The organism is Halocynthiibacter styelae, assembly GCF_016123485.1.
GTDB lineage: Bacteria > Pseudomonadota > Alphaproteobacteria > Rhodobacterales > Rhodobacteraceae > Halocynthiibacter > Halocynthiibacter styelae.
In genome coordinates, this window is the sequence record NZ_JADCKQ010000009.1 from 108997 (window position 1) to 133449 (window position 24453).

The 24453-nt window shown below is 54.4% G+C and carries 29 protein-coding genes; 8 read left to right on the forward strand and 21 right to left on the reverse strand.

What is annotated here, in order from left to right; genetic code table 11:
• Positions 1–252 precede the first annotated feature (252 nt).
• The 12 genes from H1D41_RS12605 to H1D41_RS12660 form a co-directional block, all read right to left on the reverse strand.
• Entirely contained in the window at positions 253–1032 is a 780-nt protein-coding gene (locus H1D41_RS12605) for a siderophore-interacting protein (protein ID WP_228849241.1), read from the reverse strand.
• A gap of 139 nt (positions 1033–1171) precedes the next feature.
• Positions 1172–2179, reverse strand: coding sequence for a hypothetical protein (locus H1D41_RS12610; protein WP_228849242.1), 1008 nt, complete (start codon positions 2177–2179; stop codon positions 1172–1174).
• A 125-nt stretch (positions 2180–2304) separates the two neighbouring features.
• Positions 2305–2904, reverse strand: coding sequence for a superoxide dismutase (locus H1D41_RS12615; protein WP_228849243.1), 600 nt, complete (start codon positions 2902–2904; stop codon positions 2305–2307).
• 126 nt (positions 2905–3030) lie between these two features.
• Positions 3031–3435 (reverse strand): hypothetical protein, encoded by a 405-nt coding sequence (locus H1D41_RS12620; RefSeq protein ID WP_228849244.1) that lies wholly within the window; start codon positions 3433–3435, stop codon positions 3031–3033.
• A gap of 49 nt (positions 3436–3484) precedes the next feature.
• Positions 3485–3889: a hypothetical protein gene (locus tag H1D41_RS12625; protein ID WP_228849245.1), complete on the reverse strand. Its 405-nt coding sequence runs from the start codon at positions 3887–3889 to the stop codon at positions 3485–3487.
• Between the two features lie 31 nt (positions 3890–3920).
• A complete protein-coding gene (locus H1D41_RS12630) occupies positions 3921–4319 on the reverse strand; it encodes a hypothetical protein (protein WP_157947039.1) in 399 nt (132 codons plus the stop codon).
• Positions 4320–4478: 159 nt separating this feature from the next.
• Complete coding sequence (locus H1D41_RS12635; protein WP_228849246.1) at positions 4479–5192, reverse strand: hypothetical protein; 714 nt, start codon at positions 5190–5192, stop codon at positions 4479–4481.
• A gap of 83 nt (positions 5193–5275) precedes the next feature.
• Positions 5276–5857 (reverse strand): sarcosine oxidase subunit gamma, encoded by a 582-nt coding sequence (locus H1D41_RS12640; RefSeq protein ID WP_228849247.1) that lies wholly within the window; start codon positions 5855–5857, stop codon positions 5276–5278.
• Positions 5850–8864, reverse strand: a complete 3015-nt coding sequence (locus H1D41_RS12645) for a sarcosine oxidase subunit alpha family protein (RefSeq protein ID WP_228849248.1) — start codon at positions 8862–8864, stop codon at positions 5850–5852. Before H1D41_RS12645 ends, H1D41_RS12640 begins: the two co-directional genes overlap by 8 nt.
• Positions 8861–9184, reverse strand: a complete 324-nt coding sequence (locus H1D41_RS12650; protein WP_228849249.1) for a sarcosine oxidase subunit delta — start codon at positions 9182–9184, stop codon at positions 8861–8863. Before H1D41_RS12650 ends, H1D41_RS12645 begins: the two co-directional genes overlap by 4 nt.
• Positions 9184–9876 (reverse strand): hypothetical protein, encoded by a 693-nt coding sequence (locus H1D41_RS12655; protein WP_228849250.1) that lies wholly within the window; start codon positions 9874–9876, stop codon positions 9184–9186. The genes H1D41_RS12650 and H1D41_RS12655 overlap by 1 nt, the downstream gene beginning before the upstream one ends.
• Complete coding sequence (locus tag H1D41_RS12660; RefSeq protein WP_228849251.1) at positions 9876–11123, reverse strand: sarcosine oxidase subunit beta family protein; 1248 nt, start codon at positions 11121–11123, stop codon at positions 9876–9878. The genes H1D41_RS12655 and H1D41_RS12660 overlap by 1 nt, the downstream gene beginning before the upstream one ends.
• Positions 11124–11390: 267 nt before the next feature.
• Here H1D41_RS12660 and ccmI point away from each other — a divergent pair, with 267 nt between their 5' ends.
• From ccmI to H1D41_RS12680, 4 genes are all read left to right on the forward strand, one after another.
• Entirely contained in the window at positions 11391–12620 is a 1230-nt protein-coding gene (gene ccmI, locus H1D41_RS12665; protein WP_228849252.1) for a c-type cytochrome biogenesis protein CcmI, read from the forward strand.
• The gene (gene ruvX / locus H1D41_RS12670) at positions 12617–13081 is read left to right on the forward strand and encodes a Holliday junction resolvase RuvX (protein ID WP_228849253.1); all 465 of its coding nucleotides are present in this window, start codon (positions 12617–12619) and stop codon (positions 13079–13081) included. Before ccmI ends, ruvX begins: the two co-directional genes overlap by 4 nt.
• Positions 13082–13090: 9 nt before the next feature.
• Positions 13091–13336 (forward strand): DUF1289 domain-containing protein, encoded by a 246-nt coding sequence (locus H1D41_RS12675; protein ID WP_228849254.1) that lies wholly within the window; start codon positions 13091–13093, stop codon positions 13334–13336.
• A 105-nt stretch (positions 13337–13441) separates the two neighbouring features.
• Positions 13442–14752 carry a Hint domain-containing protein gene (locus H1D41_RS12680; RefSeq protein WP_228849255.1) on the forward strand — a complete coding sequence of 437 codons (1311 nt, stop codon included), beginning with the start codon at positions 13442–13444 and terminating at the stop codon, positions 14750–14752.
• Here the strand turns inward: H1D41_RS12680 and H1D41_RS12685 are convergent.
• From H1D41_RS12685 to dusA, 3 genes are read right to left on the reverse strand one after another with little or no spacing between them, the layout of a single operon-like run.
• A complete protein-coding gene (locus tag H1D41_RS12685; RefSeq protein ID WP_228849256.1) occupies positions 14742–15554 on the reverse strand; it encodes a hypothetical protein in 813 nt (270 codons plus the stop codon). The two genes, H1D41_RS12680 and H1D41_RS12685, sit on opposite strands and share 11 nt — an antisense overlap.
• Positions 15548–16366, reverse strand: coding sequence for a sulfite exporter TauE/SafE family protein (locus tag H1D41_RS12690; RefSeq protein ID WP_228849257.1), 819 nt, complete (start codon positions 16364–16366; stop codon positions 15548–15550). The genes H1D41_RS12685 and H1D41_RS12690 overlap by 7 nt, the downstream gene beginning before the upstream one ends.
• Positions 16366–17394 carry a tRNA dihydrouridine(20/20a) synthase DusA gene (gene dusA / locus H1D41_RS12695; RefSeq protein ID WP_267473684.1) on the reverse strand — a complete coding sequence of 343 codons (1029 nt, stop codon included), beginning with the start codon at positions 17392–17394 and terminating at the stop codon, positions 16366–16368. Before dusA ends, H1D41_RS12690 begins: the two co-directional genes overlap by 1 nt.
• 274 nt (positions 17395–17668) lie before the next feature.
• Here dusA and H1D41_RS18325 point away from each other — a divergent pair, with 274 nt between their 5' ends.
• Positions 17669–17803 (forward strand): hypothetical protein, encoded by a 135-nt coding sequence (locus tag H1D41_RS18325; RefSeq protein WP_267473685.1) that lies wholly within the window; start codon positions 17669–17671, stop codon positions 17801–17803.
• 362 nt (positions 17804–18165) lie between these two features.
• Positions 18166–18321 carry a hypothetical protein gene (locus H1D41_RS12700; RefSeq protein WP_228849258.1) on the forward strand — a complete coding sequence of 52 codons (156 nt, stop codon included), beginning with the start codon at positions 18166–18168 and terminating at the stop codon, positions 18319–18321.
• A gap of 24 nt (positions 18322–18345) precedes the next feature.
• Here the strand turns inward: H1D41_RS12700 and H1D41_RS12705 are convergent, their stop codons facing one another.
• From H1D41_RS12705 to H1D41_RS12725, 5 genes are all read right to left on the reverse strand, one after another.
• Positions 18346–18762, reverse strand: coding sequence for a DUF6691 family protein (locus H1D41_RS12705; RefSeq protein WP_228849299.1), 417 nt, complete (start codon positions 18760–18762; stop codon positions 18346–18348).
• 11 nt (positions 18763–18773) lie between these two features.
• The gene (locus H1D41_RS12710) at positions 18774–19199 is read right to left on the reverse strand and encodes a YeeE/YedE family protein (RefSeq protein WP_228849259.1); all 426 of its coding nucleotides are present in this window, start codon (positions 19197–19199) and stop codon (positions 18774–18776) included.
• Between the two features lie 645 nt (positions 19200–19844).
• Complete coding sequence (locus tag H1D41_RS12715; protein WP_228849260.1) at positions 19845–20072, reverse strand: hypothetical protein; 228 nt, start codon at positions 20070–20072, stop codon at positions 19845–19847.
• Positions 20072–20803: a hypothetical protein gene (locus H1D41_RS12720; protein WP_228849261.1), complete on the reverse strand. Its 732-nt coding sequence runs from the start codon at positions 20801–20803 to the stop codon at positions 20072–20074. Before H1D41_RS12720 ends, H1D41_RS12715 begins: the two co-directional genes overlap by 1 nt.
• A 416-nt stretch (positions 20804–21219) precedes the next feature.
• Positions 21220–21813 carry a transposase gene (locus H1D41_RS12725; protein WP_228849262.1) on the reverse strand — a complete coding sequence of 198 codons (594 nt, stop codon included), beginning with the start codon at positions 21811–21813 and terminating at the stop codon, positions 21220–21222.
• Positions 21814–22035: 222 nt separating this feature from the next.
• Here H1D41_RS12725 and H1D41_RS12730 point away from each other — a divergent pair, with 222 nt between their 5' ends.
• Both H1D41_RS12730 and H1D41_RS12735 read left to right on the forward strand, forming a co-directional pair.
• Positions 22036–22752 carry a hypothetical protein gene (locus H1D41_RS12730; protein WP_228849263.1) on the forward strand — a complete coding sequence of 239 codons (717 nt, stop codon included), beginning with the start codon at positions 22036–22038 and terminating at the stop codon, positions 22750–22752.
• 124 nt (positions 22753–22876) lie between these two features.
• Positions 22877–23647 (forward strand): hypothetical protein, encoded by a 771-nt coding sequence (locus H1D41_RS12735; protein ID WP_228849264.1) that lies wholly within the window; start codon positions 22877–22879, stop codon positions 23645–23647.
• A gap of 65 nt (positions 23648–23712) precedes the next feature.
• Here H1D41_RS12735 and H1D41_RS12740 read toward each other — a convergent pair whose 3' ends face one another.
• The gene (locus H1D41_RS12740) at positions 23713–24339 is read right to left on the reverse strand and encodes a thermonuclease family protein (RefSeq protein ID WP_228849265.1); all 627 of its coding nucleotides are present in this window, start codon (positions 24337–24339) and stop codon (positions 23713–23715) included.
• Positions 24340–24453 lie beyond the last annotated feature (114 nt).

The following is a 24453-nucleotide window of genomic DNA, read 5'->3' on the forward strand; positions in this document are numbered from 1 at the left end:
GGATCACCTGAAGTTCACGATCACCGGTCATTCTTTTCCGTGATCATGATCTTCCGGGCTGACATCCCGGATACATATGTCGGATGACAGATCCCTGCGGGGATCGGAGACACCGGTTTATCCCTGCGCCCTGACAAGCGCAGTCACAGAGTGCATCCGCAAAGGGCGGCCGCCACTTTAGTATGACGACAAACAGGATCATACGGATTTCACCGCGCAGACAAGGATCTGGCGCGGCAAAACCCGTGCGATTTAACCCGCGACAGCCAGCGCTTTTTCGGCCTGATTGTCTTTGCTTTTATCAACTTTGTGCTGATCCTCGGTGCGCCCTGCCCGCCAGTAGCTGGACAGGTAGAACTGATCCCGCGCAACACCGCGTTCCGTGCGGTAATAGCTGCGCAGACGACGCATGCTGTCAAATTCACAAGCCGTCCAGACAAAGACATCGCCATCGCGCCAGGGCAGTTCCATAATGCGATCAACCAGGGCACCTTTGGTGACATCCGGTGTCGGATTGAGAACCCAGTGCAATTCCATCCCTGCAGGCAGGTTCAGCGCGCGTTTGTCTTCTTCTGACGTGATCTCAATCACCACATAGCCCTGCGCATCCTCAGGCAGGCGTGCGAAGTTGCACGTAAGCGCCGGGAGTGCCGTCATATCCCCCGCCAGCAGATACCAGTCGCGCCCCGGTGCGGCGAGCTTCACAGAACCAGGCCCGGCAACCGGAATTGTATCCCCCGCCTGTGCGGACATGGCCCAATCAGTTGCAATGCCACCACTGTCACCATGCAGGGCGAAATCTACAGTCAGGGCTTGCTGACGGGCATCATGGGCCAGGATCGAATAGGTGCGCATCACCGGGCGATCCGGGTTGCTGCGGGGTTCATCCGGGAAGATCAGCTTAATGTAGCCGCCCTCATGCCCCTCCGGGAAATCGACAAGCCCCGCCCCGCCAAAAGTAATACGCCGCATGTTGGGCGTCACCTGTGTGACCTCCTGCACGGTGAGGATGCGGTGATTGGAAGATGCCATGGTGATACCCCTGTGGAACTGTTCGCGTCAGGGGTAAATATTAGTATCTTATTGTTTTAGTCAAGTATCTGCTTTAGCAGCCCCCGTCTTTTTGAGCCGGGGAACATCTGCCCCTCACATGCAGCCCGCAGCACGTCATTCAGTTGGATGAATCTGGTGTTGGACCAGTTGGCGGGATCGTCGTCAGACCAAAGGCCGTAAACAATTTAGTACGCGCAACGCTTGCCTGAATGGATATTTCCCCCCACGGCAAAGCTGTTCCGGAACAGTTCACCGGATCAGAGACATCGTCAGCCATCTGCATATACCAAAGATCAGAGCAAACCTGGTCAATGTGATAGATCAGTCCCTTGTGATGTTCATCCTGCAACCAGCCCCCAGTGAAACCGGCACCTGCGATCTGTCGTGCAAGACGGAGACTTTCGGAAATTGCATAGCGTTCATCCCCATTTGAGTTCACGCTGATCGCATTCAAAAATTCCCCGCCCACATATCCACGCAGACGGTTGCATTCATGTTCCATCACAGACCGTGAGGTTCCATCAGCATCTGTCACCATCACCCCCCCGGCTGTACCGCAATGGGCTACCATTGCATGGGCCATGATCACCGACATATCCCGATAGGTTGCCAGATAGCGCATTAACACAGACACCAACCTGTCTGCTTTCAGCGTCAGGCGTAGCAGATCGGTTCCGCTGAGCCCCCGCAACCTGTTCACATTCACTTTCAGGTTCAGATTGTCGACGACTTGACGACTGAGCCGGAACAGACTGCGCTGGGTCGCCAGCGTATGGGTCTCAAAGGCAAATGTGCCATGATCAGTTAACAGAGGACAGGATGCCGCATTTTCCGCACACTCCAGGCCCAACAGCTCATGCTGTGCGCTGATAGAGCCATATAAACCATTGATAGCCGTGGCTGAACTCTTGGCTTCCTCACCGGTCTGGCTGGTCGCCGCAAGCAAAGGTGCCAGAAAAGCCATACTGATAAAATATCGCTCTACACGCTGATTATAGCTGCTAGCCTGTATCAGACGCTGGTCGGCCTGATAGCCGATATTCCCACCGGGGTGACCAGCTTCCCTGCGAATGAGACTACAGGATGCAAGACTGCAGATGATGAGAATAGTGAGAATATGTCTCATGAAAAATGCTCCGCTGAGTTTAAATATTATGTCAAAAAGAATCACACACCCCATTATACCCCAATCCAGATACAAAAAAAGGCACCCCGGAAGGTGCCTTTCTAAATTATTGCTTTCGCGGGGAATTACATGCGGGATGCAACGTTTTCCCAGTTGACCAGGTTCTCAAGGAAGTTGGTCAGGTATTTCGGGCGGGCATTGCGGAAGTCGATGTAGTAGGAATGCTCCCATACGTCACAGCCCAGCAGTGCAGTCTGGCCAAAGCACAGCGGGTTCACGCCGTTTTCAGTCTTGGTCACAGCCAGGGAACCGTCCGCGTTTTTCACGAGCCAGCACCAGCCGGAACCGAACTGACCAGCGCCAGCCGCACAGAATGCTTTGTTGAACTCTTCCACGGACCCAAAGCTGTCTTTCAGCGCAGCTTCCAGTTCAGACGGCATGTTGCGGCCTGACGGGCCCATCATTTCCCAGAACTGGTTGTGGTTCCACAGCTGAGAGATGTTGTTGAAGATGCCGTTTTGCGCCACAGCAGATTTGTCGTAGGTGCCGGTGATGATCTCTTCAAGGGATTTGCCGTCCCACTCGGTGCCTGCAATCGCGGCATTGCCGTTGGTCACATAAGCGTTGTGGTGCAGGTCGTGGTGATACTCAAGCGTCTCTTTGGACATGCCACCATCGGCAAGTGCGTCGTGTGCATAAGGAAGTGCGGGAAGTTCAAAAGCCATTTGGGCCCCCTGTTACGTGCGTTACTGTTGCGTTCTAAATGGTCTGTCCATGGGGTGCAGGTCAAGAGAGAAGTCAGCACAGAGCAGCTTTGCGTTTCTGCACATCCGCCCGTGACCTGCTTTCGTTTATTTCTGCCAGCAGGTGCCGCGCCCGGACAGGTTCCCGCGGAAATCCACCGGATCCGCACGCAGGTGGATAGCGTTGTCTGCATCAATATTCGCAGTGTAACGCATACGGATGCGGTTGCCGAGATCATCTTCCGCATTCACGGACCAGGAAATCCGGTGACCGTTGCGGGTCTGACGCGCACGTGCCTGCACCGCACCACCTTCATAATAGTCTGTTATCCCATCATGAACGGATGCGGAGCGCGATGAATTCAGCGTTATATTCACACTGGGGGCAATCCAGCCATTTCCCGTTGACGCATCAACCTGGCACTGCCAGCCCTGTGCAGCAGCGCCGCTTGCCGCCGCCCCTATGAAAAAACCTGCCATAATCGCAGAACGGATATTCCTATTTCTTTTCATCTTTTGCCTCACTGTTTCTAATCATTTTCCCAGCGCAAAACCGGCGCTGTTATTCCTGACGGCACTGCCCGCTGACACGCGGCATCGCCCGGAAGCCACGGGGCGTGATCTGAACGCTTGCACGCAGCGAAGGACGCTCAATAAAGGCAGAATAGCGCATGCGCGAGCGGTTGCCCGAAGGATCCTGCGCATCCAGATCCCAGGTCACCGTCAGGCGGCGGGCATTGTTCGTGCGCACCCGTGATGTCATCGGTTCCTCATTGAAATGCATGATCAGTGCGTCTGCGACGACAACGTCACCACTTTCAAGCACATCAAAAACCATGACCGGTGGCACCCAGCCGCCTGCCGCACTTTCTTCGAATTCGCAGGTCAGGCGTTCAGCCTGAACCGCCGAAACCGACACCGTCAGCGCGGCGGCTGCAGCAAGACAGATCTGCTTCATGTTCTTCATCTTAAAGTTCCTTTTTATACTTTTTTTTATATCAGTCTTCGCGCTGGCACTGGCCACTGACCCCTGGCAGGGAATTATATCCGCGCGGTGTCATCTGAATACGTGCTTCCAGTGACGGGCGTTTGATAAACGCAGAATAGCGCAGACGGGAACGCTGCCCCAGCCGGTCCTGCGTATCGACATCCCAGGTCACTGTCAGGCGGCGGGCACTATTGGTACGCACATTCGCCTGTGTCGGCCCGTCACCATAGTTCATCAACACGTCATCAGCGACAATCACTGAACCGTCCGCCTCAACGTCAAAAATGACCACTGGTTTCACCCAGCCTCTTGCACGATTGTCTTCGGGAAAATGGCATACCAGCCGTTCGGCCTGTGCTGCCCCCGCAAAGCTCATCAGTGATGCTGCAACCAAAAGTAATTTTTTCATAAAATCTGCCTTCTCATTCATTTACTCACTATATATGGTAATAATTATGCGATTTTCAAGATAATCGCATAAATACATCGCATCCTCAGATGGTGAACTCATCACAGTTTTCCCTGTGAAACAACTGTTTCTGATGCGGTATTTTCCTGCGATACCCTCTTAGTTTTCCGCAAGCCAGTTCAGGCAGGTCGAGGCTTCCAGCCGCGCATCCGCAGCGCCATTTGTGAACTGGTACCGGTAAACGACCGCCGTAATCCCGGAATGAAACCAGCCCTGGATTTCTCTGCAGATTCCCTGTGTCTCCGGATCATGAATGGTCAGAATGGCCTGCACTGTCGCCTTGGCGTTCTCGTCCATATATCCGCTGTCCCGAAAATGGTAGACGACATCATCACCAGCGATTTCAACACGGTTCAGCCAGAATCCCGGCTCCATTTCATGGGGCAGTGTTTTGTTGACCTGGCTCAGATCCAGCTGGATCATAAAACGTGGCGTTGCGAACTGAGGAAAGAGCTGCGCGAAAACCAGGAAAATGTTCACAACCAGCGTAAAGAAAGCAATGACAATTGCTGCCCATCCCCAAAACCCCGGGGTGCGGTTGTTGTAACAACATCTGACGAGCGCCCGGCACATCAACACAGCCCAGATCAGAAAGACAATATTGAGTGTACTTCCGATCATATCAAGGCGTGCGAATTCATCATCTGTCTGCGCAGACAGATACTCCCGGTTCAGGACTCTGCTCAGGATACGTGACAGCGAACCAGCAGCAAAGATGCCCAGCCAATAGGTTTTTGCAAGGCTGCTTTCACCATTCAGAAAGCCGATTAAACCACCTCTGGGTTGTGCTGTGTCGGAAATAGAATCTGGCATAATGTCCCTTTCAATACGGGAATACAGATACAGAAAAACCCGGGCCGTAACAGCCCGGGTTTTCAGAATTTATGGGGTTTGGATCAGAGGTATTCCGGTGCGGAGCCTGTTTCTGATGCCTGCGCAAGCAGATCACCGACATATTGCGCCACAGATCGGAAGGCGACGACGCGGAAGGCACCGTCTTCTTCGACCCAGAAGGCACCTGCGACCTGGGCAAGGCGTGTGCGGCGCACATCACCGACACCAAAAGATTCTGTTGCCAGATCAACCGGTGCCAGCTTCGCAAGAACTTCGCGCGGGGCAGCGCCCTCGCCTGACACCTCAAACATCACACGCGCATCAGACACGTTCACCGCCATGGCGAACTGATCTTTCAGCGCTGTGGACAGCGCATCAACGATCCCTGGTGCCTCGGCATGATCCACGACCAGCAGCAGCTCATCCGGGCTCATCCATGCAACCTTGCCGGATTTGCCTGTGGTGATTTTACGCTGTTCCGGCATGGCGGCACCGGTTGCGTCTTTCACCGCTTTGACCAGTGCCTTATCCGCCAGATCACCACGCAGGGTGATCATCCCGGTCAGGCCTGCTTCGCGTACCGTGGCAAAGCCAGTTGAGGCGAAGCCTTCCAGTGCAGATGTTGCTTTAATCGCTTCAGACATTCTGCTTCTCCCCTTCTTTGTCATAGAACACCGCATCAACGATACGTGTTTCCACCATGGTTTCACCGTCAACCAGACCGAATTTCACAGTCTCACCCATACGGGCCGGGCCGTTGTGGATCAGACCCATGGCAATGCCACGATCCAGCGTCGGTGAATAGTAAGTCGAAGTCACACGACCTTCCATATTGCGCTGGCCATTAGCATTCACACCCTCAGCAATCGCATAAGCGCCATCCGGCAGAACGGACCCATCAAGGGTTTCCAGACCCACCAGCTGCCAGCGGTCCGGGTTGTCCATGAAGGACCGTTGCTGCGCACGTTTGCCCAGATAGTCTTCTTTTTTCTTGGACAAGGCCCAGTGCAGACCCAGATCCTGCGGGATGATCGTGCCGTCGGTTTCATCACCAATCATGATGAAGCCTTTTTCAGCACGCATCACGTGCAGGCCCTCAGTCCCGTAGGGCATGATGCCGAATTCTTCGCCCGCTTCCAGAAGCGCATCCCAGAAGGCACGGCCCTGGCTGGCTGGAACAGCGATTTCATAGGACAGCTCACCCGAGAAAGAGATCCGGTAGGCGCGGCAGTCAAAGCCACCGATCTGACCATCTTTCCATTCCATGAACGGCAGGGTTTCTTTGGACACATCCATGCCACCCAGCTTTTCCAAAACCTTACGGGCGTTCGGACCAACAACGGCAACCTGCGCCAATTGTTCCGTCACATTCGCCACGTGAACTTTCCAGTCCCACCATTCGGTCTGCAGCCATTCTTCCATCCAAGCGTGGATACGATCCGCACCGCCCGATGTCGTATGGCAAAGCCAAGTGTCTTCATCAATGCGCGCCACAACACCATCGTCAGACAGGAAGCCATTTTCAGAACACATCAGACCATAACGACATTTGCCGATCTTCAGCGTCGACATCATGTTTGTATACATCATGTCGAGGAATTTACCGGCGTCCGGCCCTTTGACGATCAGCTTACCAAGGGTTGACGCATCCAGCAGACCCACATTTGTACGGGTGTTGAGGATTTCGCGTTTCACCGCTTCCTGGTGGGTTTCAGCCCCACGCGGATAGGTATACGGGCGACGCCAGTGACCCACAGGTTCCATATAGGCGCCCTGTTCCTCATGCCAGGCATGCATCGGTGTGCGACGCAGAGGCTGGAAGACCTCGCCACGGGCTTCGCCACCAATCGCACCCATAGAAATCGGGTGATAAGGCGGACGGAAGGTGGTTGTGCCTACCTGTGGGATTTCCTTGCCAAGGCTGTCAGCCAGGATCGCCAGACCGTTGATGTTGGACAGTTTGCCCTGATCCGTCGCCATACCCAATGTGGTGTAACGTTTGGTGTGCTCAACGCTTTCATAGCCTTCGCGGGCTGCAAGCTGTACGTCAGACACTTTCACGTCGTTCTGGAAATCAAGCCAGGACTTCATGCGCTGCGCATGGGTCGCCTTGCGTGGCATGATCCAGACGGGTGCCATGATTTCTTCTGGTGTTGCTTCGGCTTTTGGAGCCGCGTTACTTGTCGCGGTGAAGCCAGCGGCAATCGCCGCGGCTTTACCGGCGTCATGGGCGTTTTCCAGAACCTCAGGTGTGTCAAGCGCACCAGAGGAAATACCGGACGTGATCACGAAACCTTCGCCATTGTCGCCAAGCGGCGGGCGCGCAGGGTCTGGTGCGAACCAGGACTGATCTGCATTCCAGTTCAGCTTGCCGCCACAATGGGACCAGAGGTGCACCACAGGCGACCAGCCGCCGGACATGGCAACCGCATCACATTTGATTTCCTCACGTGCGCCGCCTTCCCCTTCCATCAGGGAAATCTCGACACCAGTCACGCGCTTGCCGCCTTTGACCTTGGCAATCGCTTTGCCGGTCTCAACACGGATCCCCATGTCGCGGGCTTTCATTGGCAGGGCGCCATTCGCATCTGCACGGGCGTCCACAACCACAGGCACGTCAAGACCTGCGTCTTTCAGCGCAATCGCCGTGCGATAGCCATCATCATTGTTGGTAACAAGCACAGTTTTCTGGCCCGGGGTCACGCCCCAGTTCACCAGATAGTCGCGCATAGACGCCGCCAGCATCACGCCAGGGATGTCGTTGCCTGCGAAAGACAGCGGACGTTCAATCGCGCCGGTTGCGGTCACGATCTGTTTCGCACGGATGCGCCACAGGCGGTGACGCGGGCCATCCATGGTTGGGGCGTGATCGGTCACACGCTCATAGCCCAGGGCATAGCCGTGATCATAAACGCCCGCGCCCATCATGCGGGTCCGGATGGTGACATTGTCCATGGCTTTCAGCGCGGCCAGAGTTTCTGCAACCCAGGTCTCGGCATCTGTGCCGTCGATCTGCGCACCGTCAACAACCGCACGACCACCGAAATCAGCGGTTTGTTCAACCAGCAGAACTTTCGCACCGGAATCAGCCGCAGCCTTCGCAGATTGCAGACCCGCGATACCGCCGCCGACAACCAGAACATCCACATAGGCGTAGAAATGTTCATATTTATCCGCGTCGATTTCCTTCGGCGCAGCCCCCAGACCGGCGGACTGGCGCACGATCGGTTCAAACACATGTTTCCAGGCAAAACGCGGGAACATGAAGGTTTTATAGTAGAAACCAGCCGGCAGGAAACGCGCGGCATAGTTGTTGGCAACACCCACGTCGAATTCAAGGCTTGGCCAGTGGTTCTGGGAACGCGCGGTCAGACCGTCAAACAGTTCCGTTGTGGTGACACGCTGGTTTGGCTCAAATTTTGAACCTTCACCCATGTTCACCAATGCGTTGGGCTCTTCCGGGCCGGCGGCCACGATGCCACGCGGGCGGTGATATTTGAAGGAACGGCCCACCAGCATCTGGTCATTCGCCAGAAGCGCGGAGGCCAGGGTATCGCCCTGATAGCCGTTCATTTGCTTGCCGTTGAAGCTGAAGGTGATCGTTTTGGAACGGTCAATCAGACGGCCTTGTTGTTGCAGACGGGTGCTCATGCGGGCATCTCCCACTCTGGTCGTTTGGCTTTGATCGCGGCAATCACATCTGCCGGAGGTTCATAGGTCTGGGCGCTGTAGGTTGCGAAAACTTCCAGCGTCATGGTGCAGCGCGCCGCGTGGAACCACTTGCCGCAGCCATTTGCATGACGCCAGCGTTCGAAATTCACACCCTTCGGGTTTTCCCGGGTGAAGAGATATGTTTCGAATTCCGCGTCCGATGAGCCAGGCCCAAAGCGTTTCAGGTGGGCTTCGCCACCGCCATGGAATTCAGTTTCTTCGCCACGTACGCCGCAGCAGGGGCATTCAAGTGTAAGCATCAGTCTTTCCACTCCGGAGAAATGCTGGGAAAATAGTTACCAAACTCAGCTCTCGCTAGTTCAGAAAACCTTTCCGCAACCGATTTTATTGTTTCAGAATCTTCTTCAAGATGTGCAATGAGAGAGTCGAGAACCGAGTCCATCGCAGCAATTTTCATGTGTGCCAGCTTGGCATCATCGCCTTCCAGAGAAAAACCAGCAACCGATGAGTCGACCAGTTCTACCTTCTCAATTCGACTATGAAGAAACTCATCATGCTGCGATCTAAGTTCGTTGAACTTTTCCATCGCAGCATGATTGCCTCGAGCACGCTCCTGGATCTCCCAAATTTCGTTCAGCAGGCTGACACCTTCTCGCCCAGTCAAAAAAATGAGTTCTGTAGTTTGAACGTCTTCGATCATTGGAGAAGCCCCAACCATCTGCCGAACTCTCAAGGCTCTATAGTCGGTAGACAGCCCTGCAATTTTGGCCCGTTGAAGCTCTCCATCGATATGCCGTTTCAGAGAGAGTGTGAAATTTGCTGTTTTTAACAGCTTATTAAACCCTGTGTAGGCCGCCAGAGCCTGTACCCTCTTCAGCTCTTCAGTTCTTTTATTTTTCTCAATTTTCTGCGCTACTCCAAACATTACAACCGTAGTAGCGAGGGAAATCCCACCGCCAACTAATGTTGGAAACAAAGCAGACCAGTCCATCAGTGCGCCACCCCGGCTGCCACGCTTTCATCGATAAAGCGGCCCTGAGTGAAACGGTCGAGGCCGAACTCTGCAGCCAACGGACCAGGTTCGCCTTTGGCCACCAGTTCCGCCATCGCCCAGCCGGACCCCGGGATCGACTTAAAGCCGCCAGTGCCCCAGCCGCCATTGATAAACATATTACCCACAGGGGTTTTTGAGATGATCGGGGAACGATCCCCAGTCACATCCACGATCCCGCCCCACTGGCGCAGCATCTTCAGACGGCTGACCATCGGGAAGGTTTCGATCAGGGCACGCACGGTTTCCTCGATATGGTGGAAGGACCCACGTTGCGTGTAGTTGTTGAACGCGTCTGTGCCGCCGCCGATGACCATCTCGCCTTTGTCAGACTGGGACATATAGCCGTGCACTGTGTTCGCCATCACAACCACATCCATGCAGGGTTTGATCGGTTCAGACACCAGCGCCTGAAGGGCCACAGATTCCATTGGCAGCTGGAAGCCCGCCATATTCGCCATGTGACCGGAATTCCCTGCCACAACAGAGGCCAGCTTGTTACAGCCGATGTGACCTTTGGTGGTCTCAACACCCGTCACTTTGCCACCTTCGCGGGTTACGCCGGTGACTTCGCATTGCTGGATGATGTCCATGCCCATATCGGAACAGGCACGGGCATAGCCCCAGGCCACTGCATCGTGACGGGCCGTGCCGCCGCGTTCCTGCCAGAGCGCACCCAACACAGGGTAACGCGGGCCGTCGATACGGATGATCGGGCAAAGTTCTTTCACACGCTCAGGACCGATAAATTCAGTCGCAACACCCTGATAGGCGTTGGCTTGCGCCGTGCGTTTGTAACCGCGGATCTCCGCTTCGGTCTGAGCCAGCATCATCACACCACGCGGTGAGAACATGACGTTGTAGTTCAGATCCTGAGACATGGTCTCATACAGGCTGCGGGCCTTTTCATAGATCGCCGCAGAAGGATCCTGCAGATAATTCGACCGGATGATCGTCGTATTCCGCCCGGTGTTCCCACCGCCCAGCCAGCCTTTCTCAACGATCGCCACATTGGTGATGCCGAAATTCTTGCCAAGGTAAAACGCCGTTGCAAGGCCATGACCGCCCGCACCAACGATCACCACATCATATTTTTTCTTCGGCTCAGGGCTGGCCCAGGCCTTTTCCCAGCCCTGGTGATAGCGTGCAGCTTCACGGGCAATGGCAAACAGGGAATAACGCTTCATCAGCAGATCCTCATGCGTTGAATCGGTAAATGCGGACACACCAGTGGTCTGGGGTCCCTTGGCTTTCTGATGCAATTTTGCGCGAAATCCCCCGCAACTGCCAGCGGCAGATTCACCACATATTGCGACATAACCCCGACATAACTGTCGCAAATCATAGCAAACAGCTGTCTCACCCATCCTGACTGCGACAAAACACCTGCCCCCTTTTGATTACGGGCAAGGCAGGTTACATGGGGGCAAGGCATCTTTTGCAAAGGAAACCTGATGTTCTGGCTGGCCGCTGCCCTTCTGATTACCATAAGCACACTTTTTATCGCCCTGCCCCTGTTGCGTGGCGCGGCGGAAAGTGATGCGCAGGCCCATAGTGACGTGGATTTTTACCGCGCGCAGCTGGCGGCGCTGGACAAAGACGTGGCCCGCGCCGTGATCACGGCCGAGGAAGCCGCAAGCGCACGGGTTGAGATTTCCCGCCGCCTGTTGGAAGCCGACAAGCGCCACGCCCAGGCTGAAGACGCCATTGCCCGCCCTGCCCGGCCCCTGGTTGCAGGGCTTGTTGTCCTGACAATCGCCGGCGCGGGTTTTGGTATGTATCTTAAGTATGGTGCGCCTGGTGTGCAGGATCAGCCCCTGGTCGCCCGTTATCAGGCCGCGGAAGATCTGCGTCAGAACCGGCCGTCCCAGGCAGAAGCCGTTTCCGTTGCCCCGGAAAACCCCTATCAACAGCTGCCCGAAGATGTCACCCTGATTGAACAGCTGCGCCAGGCGCTGCAAAGCCGCCCCGATGATTTGCGCGGGTATCAGTTGCTGGTGGCGAATGAAGCCCGCCTTGGCAATTTTGAACCTGCATCACAGGCTCAGGCCCAGGTGATCCGTATTCTGGGGGATCAGGCCACTGCCCAGCACTATGCCGATCAGGCCGATCTGATGATCCTGGCTGCGAACAGCTATGTCTCGCCCGAGGCGGAAGACGTGCTGCGTCAGGCGCTGGAACGGGATCCCCGCAATGGGACGGCGCGTTTCTACATCGGGCTGATGCTGGCCCAGATCGGGCGGGCGGATGTGGGCTTTGAAACCTGGCGACGCCTGCTTGAGGAAAGTCAGCCGGACGATCTATGGGTGCCGGCGATCCGCAGCCAGATCATGCAGGCCGCACAGGCCGCCGGTGTGCGCTATGAGTTGCCGCCGGAAGGGGCTGCACCTTTGCGTGGCCCGGATCAGGCGGCGATTGATGCAGCATCCGAGATGACACCAGAAGACCGTCGCGCGATGATTGAGGGCATGGTTGCCAGCCTTGGCCAACGTCTGGCAGAGGAAGGTGGCAGCGCGCAGGAATGGGCGCAGCTGATTGTTGGCCGCGCTGTTCTGGGGGATACCGACGGCGCGCGCGCGGTGCTGGCAGAGGCGCGCGAGGTTTTTGCGGATAACGCGGAGGCCCTTACCATGTTTGACCAGGCAGAGGCCCAACTTGAAAACGCCCCGGAGGCAAACCAATGATCTGTGAAGAACTGTCTGATTTCTTTGCCGCCCTGCCCCGGGACCGCGCCATTATGGGCCTGGATCTGGGCACCAAAACCATTGGGCTTGCGGTGTCTGACCGGCTGTTGACGATCTCCAGCCCGCTGGAAACCATCAAGCGTAAGAAATTCGGCATTGATGCGGCAAAGCTTCTGGAAATTGCAGGCGCGAAAGAGATCGGCGGTTTTATCCTGGGCCTGCCTCTGAATATGGATGGCACGGAAGGCCCGCGCTGTCAGGCGACCCGCGCGTTTGCCCGCAATCTGATGGGCCTGACCGACCTGCCGATTGGCTTTCAGGATGAACGCCTGTCCACGGTAGAGGCCGAACGTGTGCTGATTGCGGCGGATACATCACGCAAACGTCGTTCCGAGGTCATTGATTACGTCGCCGCCGGGGTTATCTTACAGCAAGCGCTGGATCGTAAGCGCCATCTGTAAGGAACGGCCATGAGCAACAAGCACGGATCAGAGGTCTGGAACCGGGACGAAATTGAATCACCCTGTGTGAATATCTGCGTCATCCAGCCGAAAACACGGCTGTGCACCGGCTGTGGGCGCTCAATAGATGAGATCCGGGACTGGTCCGCCATGGAAACAGATGAACGCCGCGATATTATGGCGGCATTGCCCGAACGTATGAAGCAGATGAAACCGGCCCGCCGTGGCGGGCGCGCGGCACGCCTGAAGCGCTAGTTTCGGATCTGTAACAGACCATTTTCACTATACTTTAACTTTTCGGAAACTCCTGTTAATCGGGAAGAACGAGTTATGTAGTTGATTGATTGAACGAGGACCGATTTGCCGGACATCACGGGAAGCTCTCAATCCGACGTGATTGTGGTTGAAAATGACACCGGCACGCTGAATGGCGCGCAGGTCGCCGGGCCGATCGTTAATATCACCGCGCGTCTCGGCGACGATCAGGTCACAATCAACAACAGCACTATCTCTGGGGACATTCTGACGCAAAGCGGAAGCGACACAGTTTCCATTACGGATTCCACCGTGAATAATGCTGCGCTGGGGGGAGACAATGACACGCTGACAGTCAGCGGATCCACGATTACGGGCGTGCTGTCCGGGAACGTTGGGGATGATACCTTCACGATTACAGATTCTGATGTTGCCTCTATTTCCCTCGGCGGCGACAATGACACGCTGATCTTTGAGAACTCGACCTCGACCGGTACTATTGGTGGCAACGTCGGAGAGGATCACATCATTGTCCGGGGATCACAGGTTGCGTCTGTTGGCCTTGGTATTGATGATGATATGCTGACGCTGATTGATAGCACAGTGACCGGCGGTCTGTCTGGCAGTTCAGGATTTGACATCCTGAATTTGCCTGCGGGGACCGCCATTCAGGACAACACCCACGGTGCCATTCTGGTGGCAGCCAACGGCAGCTATCCCCTGTCAAGAGGCACTCTGACACTGCCGACCGGTCAGGTTGTTACCTACAGCACATTTGAAGAGGCACGGGGACTAGTTTGTTTTGTTGGTGGCACAATGATCGAAACGGACAAGGGTGAGATAGCCATCGAAAATCTGCGACCGGGGGATATGATCGCCACGCTGGACCAGGGGTTTCAGCCACTGCGCTGGATCGGAACCCGCCACATCAGTGCAGACACCATGGCCAGGACTCCTGCTTTCCGCCCGGTCTGCATCCAGGCAGGGGCGCTTGGGCATAATATGCCAACCCATGATCTTTACCTTTCGCCACAGCACAATGTGCTGATCCGGTCAAGAATTGTCGAACGTATCTGCGAGGCTGAAGAAATTCTGATCCCTTGCCTGAAACTTGCCGGACAGCCAGGAGTTGAACGTCCAGACACTGAGGGAAGTATAACATACTATCACCTGTTGTTTGACGCGCATCACATCATCCGCAGTGCAGGTGCCTGGACGGAAAGCTTTTTTCCCGGCCCTCTTGCGATGAAAAGCATTACTGCAGAAGATCGCCGCGACATCCGCCGCATTCTGCAAACACCGAACCATGAATGCCCAAACTTGCCGCCTGCTCGTCCACAGGTCCGCAAAAACAAAATCGTGCAGGAACTGCTGCGGTGTCACAAGAAAAACGCCAAGGTCCTTGTCAGCGCATAATACCCGCGTCCACATCGATCCATTCCGCAACACCGCCTGCACATTCCGGGCGGAAGTAGATGATGGCACGGCCATCTGGGCCGCTCTCCACACCCTCGCGCCAGGGCGCAACCCCGTGCAGCATATGACGATGCATCAGATAGGCCTCACCCGGTTGCGCAGTGACTTCAACGCGTTCGCAAGTTTCGAATACTATTTTACGTGCAGCCTGATAGGCCGCCGTGACGTCCAGCTTGTCCATGTCTTCCGGGGCGATATTTTCCAGCAAAGGCAATAACGCGTCGCGCATGATCACATGGCTTCCTGGCCAGATCACCAGTGGGCTTGCCCCTTCAGGTGCATCATTCACCGGAATACCCAGCACCCAGGCATGGGGTTCCTCAATGCGGCGCGCACGGGTTTCAGGATCGGGCCGCAACCCATCCAGATGGGCCGCATCGCGGTTGCGACGATAGCCAAGCGCTGCCTCAGTCTCGCCTTTGCGCGGGCGTGGGTAGCCGGGCCAGACAACCGACACTTGCCCTTTATGCAAAGGCCGCGTCTGGTTGAGGTTCGCAATGAAATCCATCGCATCACAGCTCAGTGGGCCGGAATTATTCACAGCGCCCAATGCATCATTCTTCAGAGCATCCACACCAATGAACCAGGTGCCTTCGCAATCAAGCCAGGCTTTGCGCTCGGCCTCATCCTTTGATGCCGCCAGCGCCGCAGGGCTAGCGTGTTCCAGCCAGGTAAGTAAGCGTTCATCACGCGGGAATTTCACAAACCCGATACGCGTGAACTCTTCTCGCAGATTCACCATCCCATGGCCTTTCGCAGCATATTCAACGCCACCAGCAACAGGAAAACACCAAACGCCCGCTTCAAAGGTTTCGGATCCATCGCATGGGCAAGCTTTACCCCGTAAGGCGTTGTTATCAAAGTCATTGCAATGATCAGGAAAAACGCCGGAACGTTCACCGCACCCAGGGTCCAGGGCGGGGTATCAACAGGATTTGAGATCAGAAAACCGATGACCGAAGGCACCGCAATAATCACGCCAAATCCCGCCGCCGTGGCAACGGCGCGGTGGATCGGCGTGTTATAGAGACTCATGACCGGCACGCCAAATGACCCGCCACCAATGCCCATCAGAACCGACAGGAATCCGAGGATTGGTGACAAGATCATACGCAGGATACCTGTTGGCATGGCCTCCCCCAGGCGCCATTCCGAGCGCCCGAAAGCCATATACAAACCAACCACCATGGCGAGGATACCGAAGATGCCCTGCAAGGTGGAGGACCGCAAAGACGTTGCCAGCATCACGCCGAAAACCGCGCCAACCACAATGCCCGGCAGCCAGGTTTTCAGGATCTCCCAGTCCACCGCGCCCTTTTTATTATGCGATGCGACCGAGCGCAGAGACGTCACGATGATCGTCGCCAGCGACGTCGCCAGACAGACCTGAAACAGGCTGTCACCACCGTATCCCAGGGCGCTGAACGCATAGAAAAACGCAGGCACCAGAACAATGCCGCCCCCGACGCCCAACATGCCCGCAAGCGCCCCCGCAAAACCACCGATCACGATGAGAAGCGCCACCATGGGCAGGAGATCTGAAAGCTCGGGCATTATGTGGTCTCCGGTTCTGGCAGCTGTTCAAGCGCCGCGATCACAACATCCGTGCCCGCCCCGTCCTTATGCGCGTTTTCCGACAGATAGCGCCGCCACAGCCGCGCGCCGGGGCGCCCGGCAAACAGCCCCAGCATATGGCGCGTGATCTGGTTCAACTTGCCGCCTGTCGCCAGGTGGTTGTCGATATAGGGCAGCATTTCATGCACGATCTGATCCGGCGTTTTCGCGGCGGTGTCGGCACCATAAATGCGTTGATCGGCCTCCAGCAGAATGTCAGATGGGTTGTGATAGGCAGACCGTCCGATCATCACACCGTCAAGCCCGCGATCCAGCAAATCAACCGCTGTATCAAGATCCTGCACGCCACCGTTCAGGGAAATATGCAGATCTGGAAAGGCCTGTTTCATTTCAAACACCAGATCATAATCCAGCGGCGGAATGTCCCGGTTTTCCTTGGGTGACAGCCCCTGCAGCCAGGCCATACGCGCATGTATGGTCGCTCGCGTGCAACCAGCAGCGCGGATCTTTTCAAGGAAATCCGGCAGAATATCACGCGGCACCTGATCATCCACGCCAATGCGACATTTCACGGTCACGGGCAGATCTATGGCCTCGCGCATTGCGGTCACACATTCCGCCACCAGTTCCGGCGATTTCATCAGAACCGCCCCAAAGGCCCCGCTTTGCACGCGGTCTGACGGGCAACCGCAATTGAGGTTCACCTCATCATAACCATGATCGGCGCAAATCTTCGCCGCCTGGGCCAGTTCCACCGGATCAGAGCCGCCCAGCTGCACCGCAACCGGATGCTCTTCAGGCGAAAAATCCAGCAAATGCAATGCACCGCCACGCACCAAAGCAGGTGACGTCACCATTTCCGTAAACAACAGTGTTTCGCGCGACATCAATCGGTGCATGTAACGGCAATGCCGATCAGTCCATTCCATCATCGGGGCAATGGATAGACGCGCAGCCCGCCGAACGTCGGAAAATCCTGATTTTTCTTGGTTTTTTGGATTCGCCATTTTGTGCGTTTTCCCCGTTTTGGCCCGATTTAGCCCCGTTTTTAAGTGCAGTGCTACAGAATGTAGCACCGACGGCGCCGTGTAGCACTTTTTTCCGCCTGAGTTCCAGCACTCCAATTCACGCGCTGCCGGGCAACCACCCCATCCCATCGATTGTCCCCCATTCGGCCCGATCGCCCCCGGTTTGGGTGTCAAACCCAATCAAACCTGCTTCCGAAAAAACCGAACGATCAGATGTTCCGGCTATGGAAAACCCGTACTGAAAGGAGCTCCCATGGGAACTATCACAGAACGCCTCAAGACCAATAGCAAGTCAAGCTTCACCGCCCAGATCCGCAAGAAGAAAAATGGCAAGGTCATCCTCAATTTGGTCGAGACATTCACCTCCAAACAGGCCGCGGAAAATTGATTAAAGCGTCGTGAAAAAGCGTTAAAGCGGCCAGGTGGTTTGGAAAGCGCAATGAATGCAAAGGTACGTAAAAGCGTTTCTGATTGCATTAGCGACTATATCGATGCCTCCCCTGAAGGTTTCGGCAAATCCAAGTCCCAAATGCTGAGCTATTTTCAGAGGTTGGATTTTGGCGCATCGTCCATTGAAAATCTTATGGCACGGGATTTCGTAAAGATCGCCAGGGAACGTCTGGCAGGGGTTCAAGCCGCCCTTCTGACTCGAAAATGGACACTCCCGCACACGACACCTCCCCCCCCCCGTAAACCGCAAACGGTCAACGGATACTCGCTGCACGTCTGTCAGGTCAGACGGATGGGCCTTTGCCCGAAGCCCTGCGGATCTTTGCGCTTTTTGCAGCCTTCGGAGTTACCGGGGTGACCCATGCTCTGGCAGATGGCACACTGAACAGCACTCCAGAAGACATCTCCGACGCGCTTTCGGACTTTGTTTACAAAGGCATGCAGGCGGTCAACTGACGGCCGCACCGTCGCGGCCCCGGATCACCCCATGCGTTTTTGCAAAGCTTTTGCTGCAAAAATCCCGCCCATCAGAGCGATCATAAACAAAAGAACATCCGCATTTCCCGTACCAATCACCGGGATCGCGGCACCAGGGCAAAACCCTGTGATCCCCCAGCCAATGCCAAAGATCGCCGAGCCGCCCAGCAGGCGTTTATTAATCTGACGGTTCTGCGGCACATGAAACACATTGTCCATCACAGGGGCCGCGCGGCGGAAAACAAGGCGGTAGCCAATCCCGGCCACCAGAAGCGCCCCGCCCATAACAAAGGCAAGGCTTGGATCCCAGGCGCCCGCGACATCAAAGAAATTCATAACTTTCGCCGGGTTCGCCATACCGGAAATGGAAATGCCGGCACCAAAGATCAGGCCTGTCAGAAAAATCGGAAGCAGTTTCATCATATTTCCCCTTACAGGCCAAAGATATGGCGCATGACGTAAAGCGTCAGGGCGCAGGTCAGCATAAATGTCAGTGTCGCCGCAATGGAACGTGGCGACAGGCGGGCCATACCGCAGACACCATGACCAGAGGTACAGCCAGACCCAAGGGTCACGCCGATGCCAACGATGAAACCGCCAATCAGGATCATCGGTTTGCTGACAGGCACCTGAATGTCAGGCCAGCTTCCGGTCACAAGCAAAACCAGCACAGGGCCACAAATCATTCCGGCCAGCAGTGCGACACGCCACCAGCGGTCTTGCCCGCCGAAAATCGCGCCAGAGATAATCCCCGTGGCCCCCAGAATCCGCCCGTTCAACGCCATCAGAAACACCGACGCCAGCCCGATCAAAAGCCCCCCACCCAGCGATTGCCAGGGCGTAAAAACTGTTTCCATGAAATCTCTCCTGATCTGTTGTTGCCGAAGTGGCATTGCGGACATCTTGTTTCAAGCGAACCCTGACATCCCCCATCCGAAACGCTGCGTCAGTGTATCTTTCGCGTTTTATTGGCGTTCCGGGGTTTATGCGCACAATTTTGCCTGCCCTCTTATACGAAGTATGGTTCAGGACCAGGGGGCAGAGATCGCATGTCCGCCCCGGGATATGCAGCACTTGAGTCAGATGCGCGCAATCACGTTGCAAAGTAGCGACAAGGGTGTCTCAATTAACTCTTTGTTTGCAAAAACTAAACTTATTCAACACTCTCATCATCTGGTATCCTGAAAGCACCCTCAAGAGAAGGAAGAACAAAAGATGTATAAGGTTTTCATTGTGTTGCTCTGTATTGGCCTGGTCGAAACCTGCATTGTTCTCCAGGCAACGTCACCGAACACCACAGACCAGATATCTGTCAGCAAAAAGCACCTGGATGCGACCGTGTTCTCACCCCTTATTAAGAAACCAGAGACAATCCGAAGCACCACACTCGCAAAAGCCACCAGCAGCCCGCCGTCATAATCCTGCAAAGTCGAAGCACGCAAGCTATACCCGAGAGAGGTGGTCCTGGATTTCCGACCAGTTTGCAGCCTTGTTAAGTCGGATCAGGGTTCCATTTCAGGCTGCTGGTTTACACAGTCTTGAAACCAGTTGAATCCAACACGGTGTCCGTCGCTGCCATTTATGTCGTCGATACCGATCCCCTGGGTTACGATAATGAGCCAATCAGGTTGGCGGGTTTCAATATGGTCTTTCCCAACCACGCGCCAGCGGCGGCGATCGAGCACCAATTCCGAACCCTGTAGGACTTTAAATAGAGGGTGTTTCGCCATCAGCCGATCCAGATCCTGGAGTGACGACAGATGACCCCATTCCAATTCGCTTTCAGATAGCCCTGTCCTATAAGCCGGAAAATCGCCTGAAACGTCTGAGCAGACGAAAGATGACATTTTGCGATTAAGTCACTCATGAGCCAAAAATTGGTGTTTCTGGCGCACTCCAGAACCTGTGCATCAATATCAGGATCCGGTGTATTTAAAGAATTCCAGATGCGCAGAAGATTGTCGCGATATCTTTTCGTGTACTGATCGCCGTTCACGACGAATTTGTCGTCGGCAAATGACTTGGGTGTCGCTGCAAAAATGGCCCTGATTTCATCTTGTGTTTCCGGTCGCGCAAGGCTTTGCCCATGCCGGACATATACCGCCCTGCGGAATCCATCCCGAAATGTGATCCGCAGATCGAAACTGTGTGAACGCGATTTCCCATTCACACCGCGGTAAGAAACCGGCGGAAGTTGCACCTCCAGGCCATATAATTCTGGCGACAACAGCGCTTCCAGCGCAACGGCCATTTCCCGTGCGCCATCGAAGTGATAGATCTTGCGTTGCCCCTTTGTTGCAGGCCTGGCAATGGCCATCGAGATCCGATGTGCTGTATTGCTGCGGGTCAGCGGATTGCGAAATCCGTCATATGGCAAAACGCCGTGAACCGGATCAACAACCAACGCAGGTTGTTTTTTCGTCTTGCCGAGTGATGTATCCCATTCAAGTGGAAGTGACATGTCTTCTCCAATCTCATGCGCAAGTGCGGATGAGTTAATTTCTGATTTAAGGGGGCCGGTAATTAGAGCACCGACGCCCACCAATTTTTGAACGTTTCACTTATTTCTCAACAACCGGGCCTGCGCATCTTTGTCGCAAAAACGAAAACCCATCTGCACTGGAAAACAGCGTTTCGAAGCCCGCGCCGAAGAGAAATACCCCAAGCAGATTCGAGTCAATTACTGTTTTTTATCAAAGTATTGCGAGAATTTTTCTCTTCTCAATATTCACATTTGGCCACCTATCCTTGTCTCCTTCTAAATCCCCGCCGCTGTTGAAGCTGGTGGGCTGTGTCTTCTGAAGGGGAGTTAGGACTCGGAAATCGACAAAGGAAGAGGTAGCACCCGATAAAATGTGAATAGATTGTCTAGTTTACTCAATGATACTTGAAAATTGTGCCAATGGAACGCGAGCGCCGTATCTCGACTTCATCGTTCAACCACTGCAAATACACGGCCGTGTCTCGGTCCACATCCGGTGGGATTTCAATTTCCTGCGTGCAGATACATTGTCCTAAAATGCCCCCTTGCAGGCGCGACAAGTCTTCAACGAGATATTTTCGCAAACGAAATGCCGTTGCGTAAGCAATGGAATACCGATCTTTAAGTTCATGCCCCGTGGGTCTGCTGAACTTTAACCGGGCGGCCTCTATTTCAATGAATTCTTCGGCCAGCTGGAAATAGACCAACAGATCCAGACGTCGGCGGTGGAGAAGAGTTCCGGATGTCATTGAAAACTGGGTCAGGCAGATGCGGCAATGATAGATTTTACGGGCCTCGTGATACCCAAAGTTACTTTGCTCGCACTTCGGACAAAACGGGCCGTCTGGCCATCGAATTTTCTTCAGTCGGTCTTCGCATTCCAGTTCGTCTGAAAAGCGCTCAACGACCCCGCCTTCCGGCAAACGGAGGTATAACTCCATCCAGTGCATTTGGAGTAACTGTGCCTCAGAGAGCGGTTCTTCGTTCATGCGGACACGGATAAAAGAAGGCCGGGCAAAACAAAAGGGGCTGGTTGTTATAGATGAGGATTATTGGCGATTTCTGAGGTGAACAGCGCGCGGGCTGGGCCGAAATCATGCATACAGGGATATGCAGGGAAAATAGCCCTTACAATGCAGTGCCACATTGATTTAAATGTGCCGGTCCACCTATGATCTCAAAACTAAACTCAGCCATTTGGGATACGTTCAATGCCCGTCTTCAAAACGCTCTCGGATGATGACCCACTTCTTTTAACCTCCCCACTGATACGATCTGTGTTGAAAACCGCTCAATATATAGAGGAAAATGGTGGCATTGGACTGACCCCCTCTGGGGCATTCAATCGTAAGTTTGTACTTTGGGCTGCAGGCGAATTTAACTGGCCCGGGTACTCTGAAGAAGAGTTGTTTCGCGTGAATAAAGTGTTGAACGAGTGGGACTTCCCCCCTGTTGGTGACATCCATGAGCTGCTTCTGGGATTAAAGCTCGCAAGACGTTACAAGGGAAAACTCTTACTCTCAAAAGCTGGAAAAAGTTTAACCGCGGCACCCGGAGCTCTGTTCACAGAATTAGTGCCTGCCTTCCTTTTCAGCGTTGACCACGGGGCACATCTAAGACGTGACAGTCACCTGTTGGGTAACTGGGATATTTTCCTCAATGTCATCAATGTGGAAGCGGATCATGGCGCAACAAGGTCTGCCCTGCGAGAAACATTGTACGGAGCACATGATGCTTCCGGATCCATACATGATTCAATTTCCTCGGACCTGTACGTCACCGTTTTGCGACCACTATGTTGGGCCGGATTATTGAAGGAAGATGATGGCAACTCTCGTTTTGACGAAGCATTCACAAAAACCGAATTGTGGCGACGGACGTTACGGCTGAATACAGATCGAGATTTGAAGTTTCGAGTGATACATTGAGCTCAGTGTTAAGCTAACCGTCTACAATAATCCTCACAAATCCACCCAGGTCACTCCCGTTGCCCGGCAACACATGTTCACATGTGGGAAAGGAAACGCATCCAACGATTGTGCAACGTTTTTATTGAGCTATATTTATCAGATGCATCACAACATCGTAACGCGCAAACAATTTGTATCGCTTGCTGCAGACAAGGTACTGCTACCAGCGACGCATATTCCAACAATCAAATCACCTTGGCGCCTTGAGGACGGTCGAAACCTTGTCAGGGAGCTCAACGAAAAGGTACACCAAACTGCCACGGGTCATGGGCCATGGGAGAGCATTCAAAATGCGAAAGTAAGGACGAAACTATCCGTTGGGTTTATCATCAGCGCCATTCGGGATGGGCATTTACAAATCTCCAAATTTGAGGGGTTAGACGGATATAGAAGCTTTTGTGTTTCGAAAGCTGAAATGGATAAACTTGCAGCGAAAATCATTCAAGAGGCCGGGCCTGACGTTCAGTCCTCGGATAGAGCTGTCTGCACAGCAGCAGCGTTCGGACGTTCCGTCGGCATGAGAGAAAACGAAGCGTTCTTACGACTAGTGCGCGGAGGCCATACACCCGCAAGTCAAATAACGACATCGAAAGCCGGGCAGCAGCGGTTCTACCTGACACAAGATGATATTGCAGCGTTTCATGAACGGTTTGTAACACAAAACACGTTGGCAACCAAATATAGCACCTTTTGGAGAACCATAATCAGCCAGCTAAAAAGTGAAGGTATTGCCCCATTTACATTCAAAGGTGAGGAATATGGGCACCTGTATTTACGTGCCCACGCTGAAGAATTTTTGCAGACGAAATATGCCCAAACGAAGTTAAGCGATCATAAAGTTCACAATCATTAGCATACCTAACAACAGTTTCAGGTTTTTCCGTATTTTAACACGGGTAACAGTCTAGGGCTGGCTCTTCATCTTTCCTTGCTTTCACCTTTCTTCCGTGCGTCAAACTTTTCCCAAACATGCATGCGGCCCTTTTGGCGTGCGTCGGCAAGCCAAAGTTTCTTGCGGACGCCTGCGACCTCAAGCTTACTGTACTTACCACCAGAGAACTTTGGCCAGTCGATAGCGAGCCCCAGCTTAACCAGTTCCTCAGAGAGATCGCGACCATCGGGCAAAAAGCACTTTGCGACAGTTCGGCCATATTCATCTTCATCAGTGATCTCGGCACGTATCTTATGCCCTTTGCACAGGCGCACCATGGCCCATTTAGCCTTCTGGCCAAGGGGATGATGAAGTTCCGGCGCGTCTATCCCATACAGGCGCACCTGGGTCTTTTGGATCGTAATCGTATCGCCATCTGTAACGTAAGCTGGCCCTTCCAGCACGCGTGAAAGCGTGATGGAATGAGCGGTCGCGGCATCGAAGGCCTCGCCCTTTGGTGGTGCATCAGAAGGCGCCGTTTTGGGTTGCGCAGAAGAAGCCGTCATGCTTCGCCCAGCCTTATAGGCTAGCGTTTCTCTAATCGGTTTCCTGTTTGGTTTGGCCTTAGGCCGATAGGTCGGCTTAAACAGCGTTCTTAAAATAAACTTCAACATGGCTGCACAGTACGAGGCCGTGCCCCTCAGGGCAAACGAATTGAAAATGAACCAAGGAACAACATCATCGATCAGCCAGAATGATCGCAGCTCAAATGCACTGCCAGTGCGTTC

Bases quoted from the DNA above. Each gene is read 5' to 3' on its own strand.
- H1D41_RS12640 (WP_228849247.1), bottom strand. From the start codon at position 5,857: ATGTCTGAAGCGATTAAAGCAACATCTGCACTGGAAGGCTTCGCCTCA.
- H1D41_RS12685 (WP_228849256.1), bottom strand. From the start codon at position 15,554: ATGGTGAATCTGCGAGAAGAGTTCACGCGTATCGGGTTTGTGAAATTC.
- H1D41_RS12715 (WP_228849260.1), bottom strand. From the start codon at position 20,072: ATGGCGAAACACCCTCTATTTAAAGTCCTACAGGGTTCGGAATTGGTG.
- H1D41_RS12620 (WP_228849244.1), bottom strand. From the start codon at position 3,435: ATGAAAAGAAATAGGAATATCCGTTCTGCGATTATGGCAGGTTTTTTC.
- H1D41_RS12720 (WP_228849261.1), bottom strand. From the start codon at position 20,803: ATGTCACTTCCACTTGAATGGGATACATCACTCGGCAAGACGAAAAAA.
- H1D41_RS18325 (WP_267473685.1), top strand. From the start codon at position 17,669: ATGGGAACTATCACAGAACGCCTCAAGACCAATAGCAAGTCAAGCTTC.
- ccmI (WP_228849252.1), top strand. From the start codon at position 11,391: ATGTTCTGGCTGGCCGCTGCCCTTCTGATTACCATAAGCACACTTTTT.
- H1D41_RS12615 (WP_228849243.1), bottom strand. From the start codon at position 2,904: ATGGCTTTTGAACTTCCCGCACTTCCTTATGCACACGACGCACTTGCC.
- ruvX (WP_228849253.1), top strand. From the start codon at position 12,617: ATGATCTGTGAAGAACTGTCTGATTTCTTTGCCGCCCTGCCCCGGGAC.
- H1D41_RS12690 (WP_228849257.1), bottom strand. From the start codon at position 16,366: ATGCCCGAGCTTTCAGATCTCCTGCCCATGGTGGCGCTTCTCATCGTG.
- H1D41_RS12635 (WP_228849246.1), bottom strand. From the start codon at position 5,192: ATGCCAGATTCTATTTCCGACACAGCACAACCCAGAGGTGGTTTAATC.
- H1D41_RS12630 (WP_157947039.1), bottom strand. From the start codon at position 4,319: ATGAAAAAATTACTTTTGGTTGCAGCATCACTGATGAGCTTTGCGGGG.
- H1D41_RS12645 (WP_228849248.1), bottom strand. From the start codon at position 8,864: ATGAGCACCCGTCTGCAACAACAAGGCCGTCTGATTGACCGTTCCAAA.
- H1D41_RS12705 (WP_228849299.1), bottom strand. From the start codon at position 18,762: ATGAAACTGCTTCCGATTTTTCTGACAGGCCTGATCTTTGGTGCCGGC.
- H1D41_RS12740 (WP_228849265.1), bottom strand. From the start codon at position 24,339: ATGTTGAAGTTTATTTTAAGAACGCTGTTTAAGCCGACCTATCGGCCT.
- H1D41_RS12730 (WP_228849263.1), top strand. From the start codon at position 22,036: ATGCCCGTCTTCAAAACGCTCTCGGATGATGACCCACTTCTTTTAACC.
- H1D41_RS12710 (WP_228849259.1), bottom strand. From the start codon at position 19,199: ATGGAAACAGTTTTTACGCCCTGGCAATCGCTGGGTGGGGGGCTTTTG.
- dusA (WP_267473684.1), bottom strand. From the start codon at position 17,394: ATGGCGAATCCAAAAAACCAAGAAAAATCAGGATTTTCCGACGTTCGG.
- H1D41_RS12610 (WP_228849242.1), bottom strand. From the start codon at position 2,179: ATGAGACATATTCTCACTATTCTCATCATCTGCAGTCTTGCATCCTGT.
- H1D41_RS12660 (WP_228849251.1), bottom strand. From the start codon at position 11,123: ATGAAGCGTTATTCCCTGTTTGCCATTGCCCGTGAAGCTGCACGCTAT.
- H1D41_RS12605 (WP_228849241.1), bottom strand. From the start codon at position 1,032: ATGGCATCTTCCAATCACCGCATCCTCACCGTGCAGGAGGTCACACAG.
- H1D41_RS12725 (WP_228849262.1), bottom strand. From the start codon at position 21,813: ATGAACGAAGAACCGCTCTCTGAGGCACAGTTACTCCAAATGCACTGG.
- H1D41_RS12675 (WP_228849254.1), top strand. From the start codon at position 13,091: ATGAGCAACAAGCACGGATCAGAGGTCTGGAACCGGGACGAAATTGAA.
- H1D41_RS12650 (WP_228849249.1), bottom strand. From the start codon at position 9,184: ATGCTTACACTTGAATGCCCCTGCTGCGGCGTACGTGGCGAAGAAACT.
- H1D41_RS12655 (WP_228849250.1), bottom strand. From the start codon at position 9,876: ATGGACTGGTCTGCTTTGTTTCCAACATTAGTTGGCGGTGGGATTTCC.
- H1D41_RS12625 (WP_228849245.1), bottom strand. From the start codon at position 3,889: ATGAAGAACATGAAGCAGATCTGTCTTGCTGCAGCCGCCGCGCTGACG.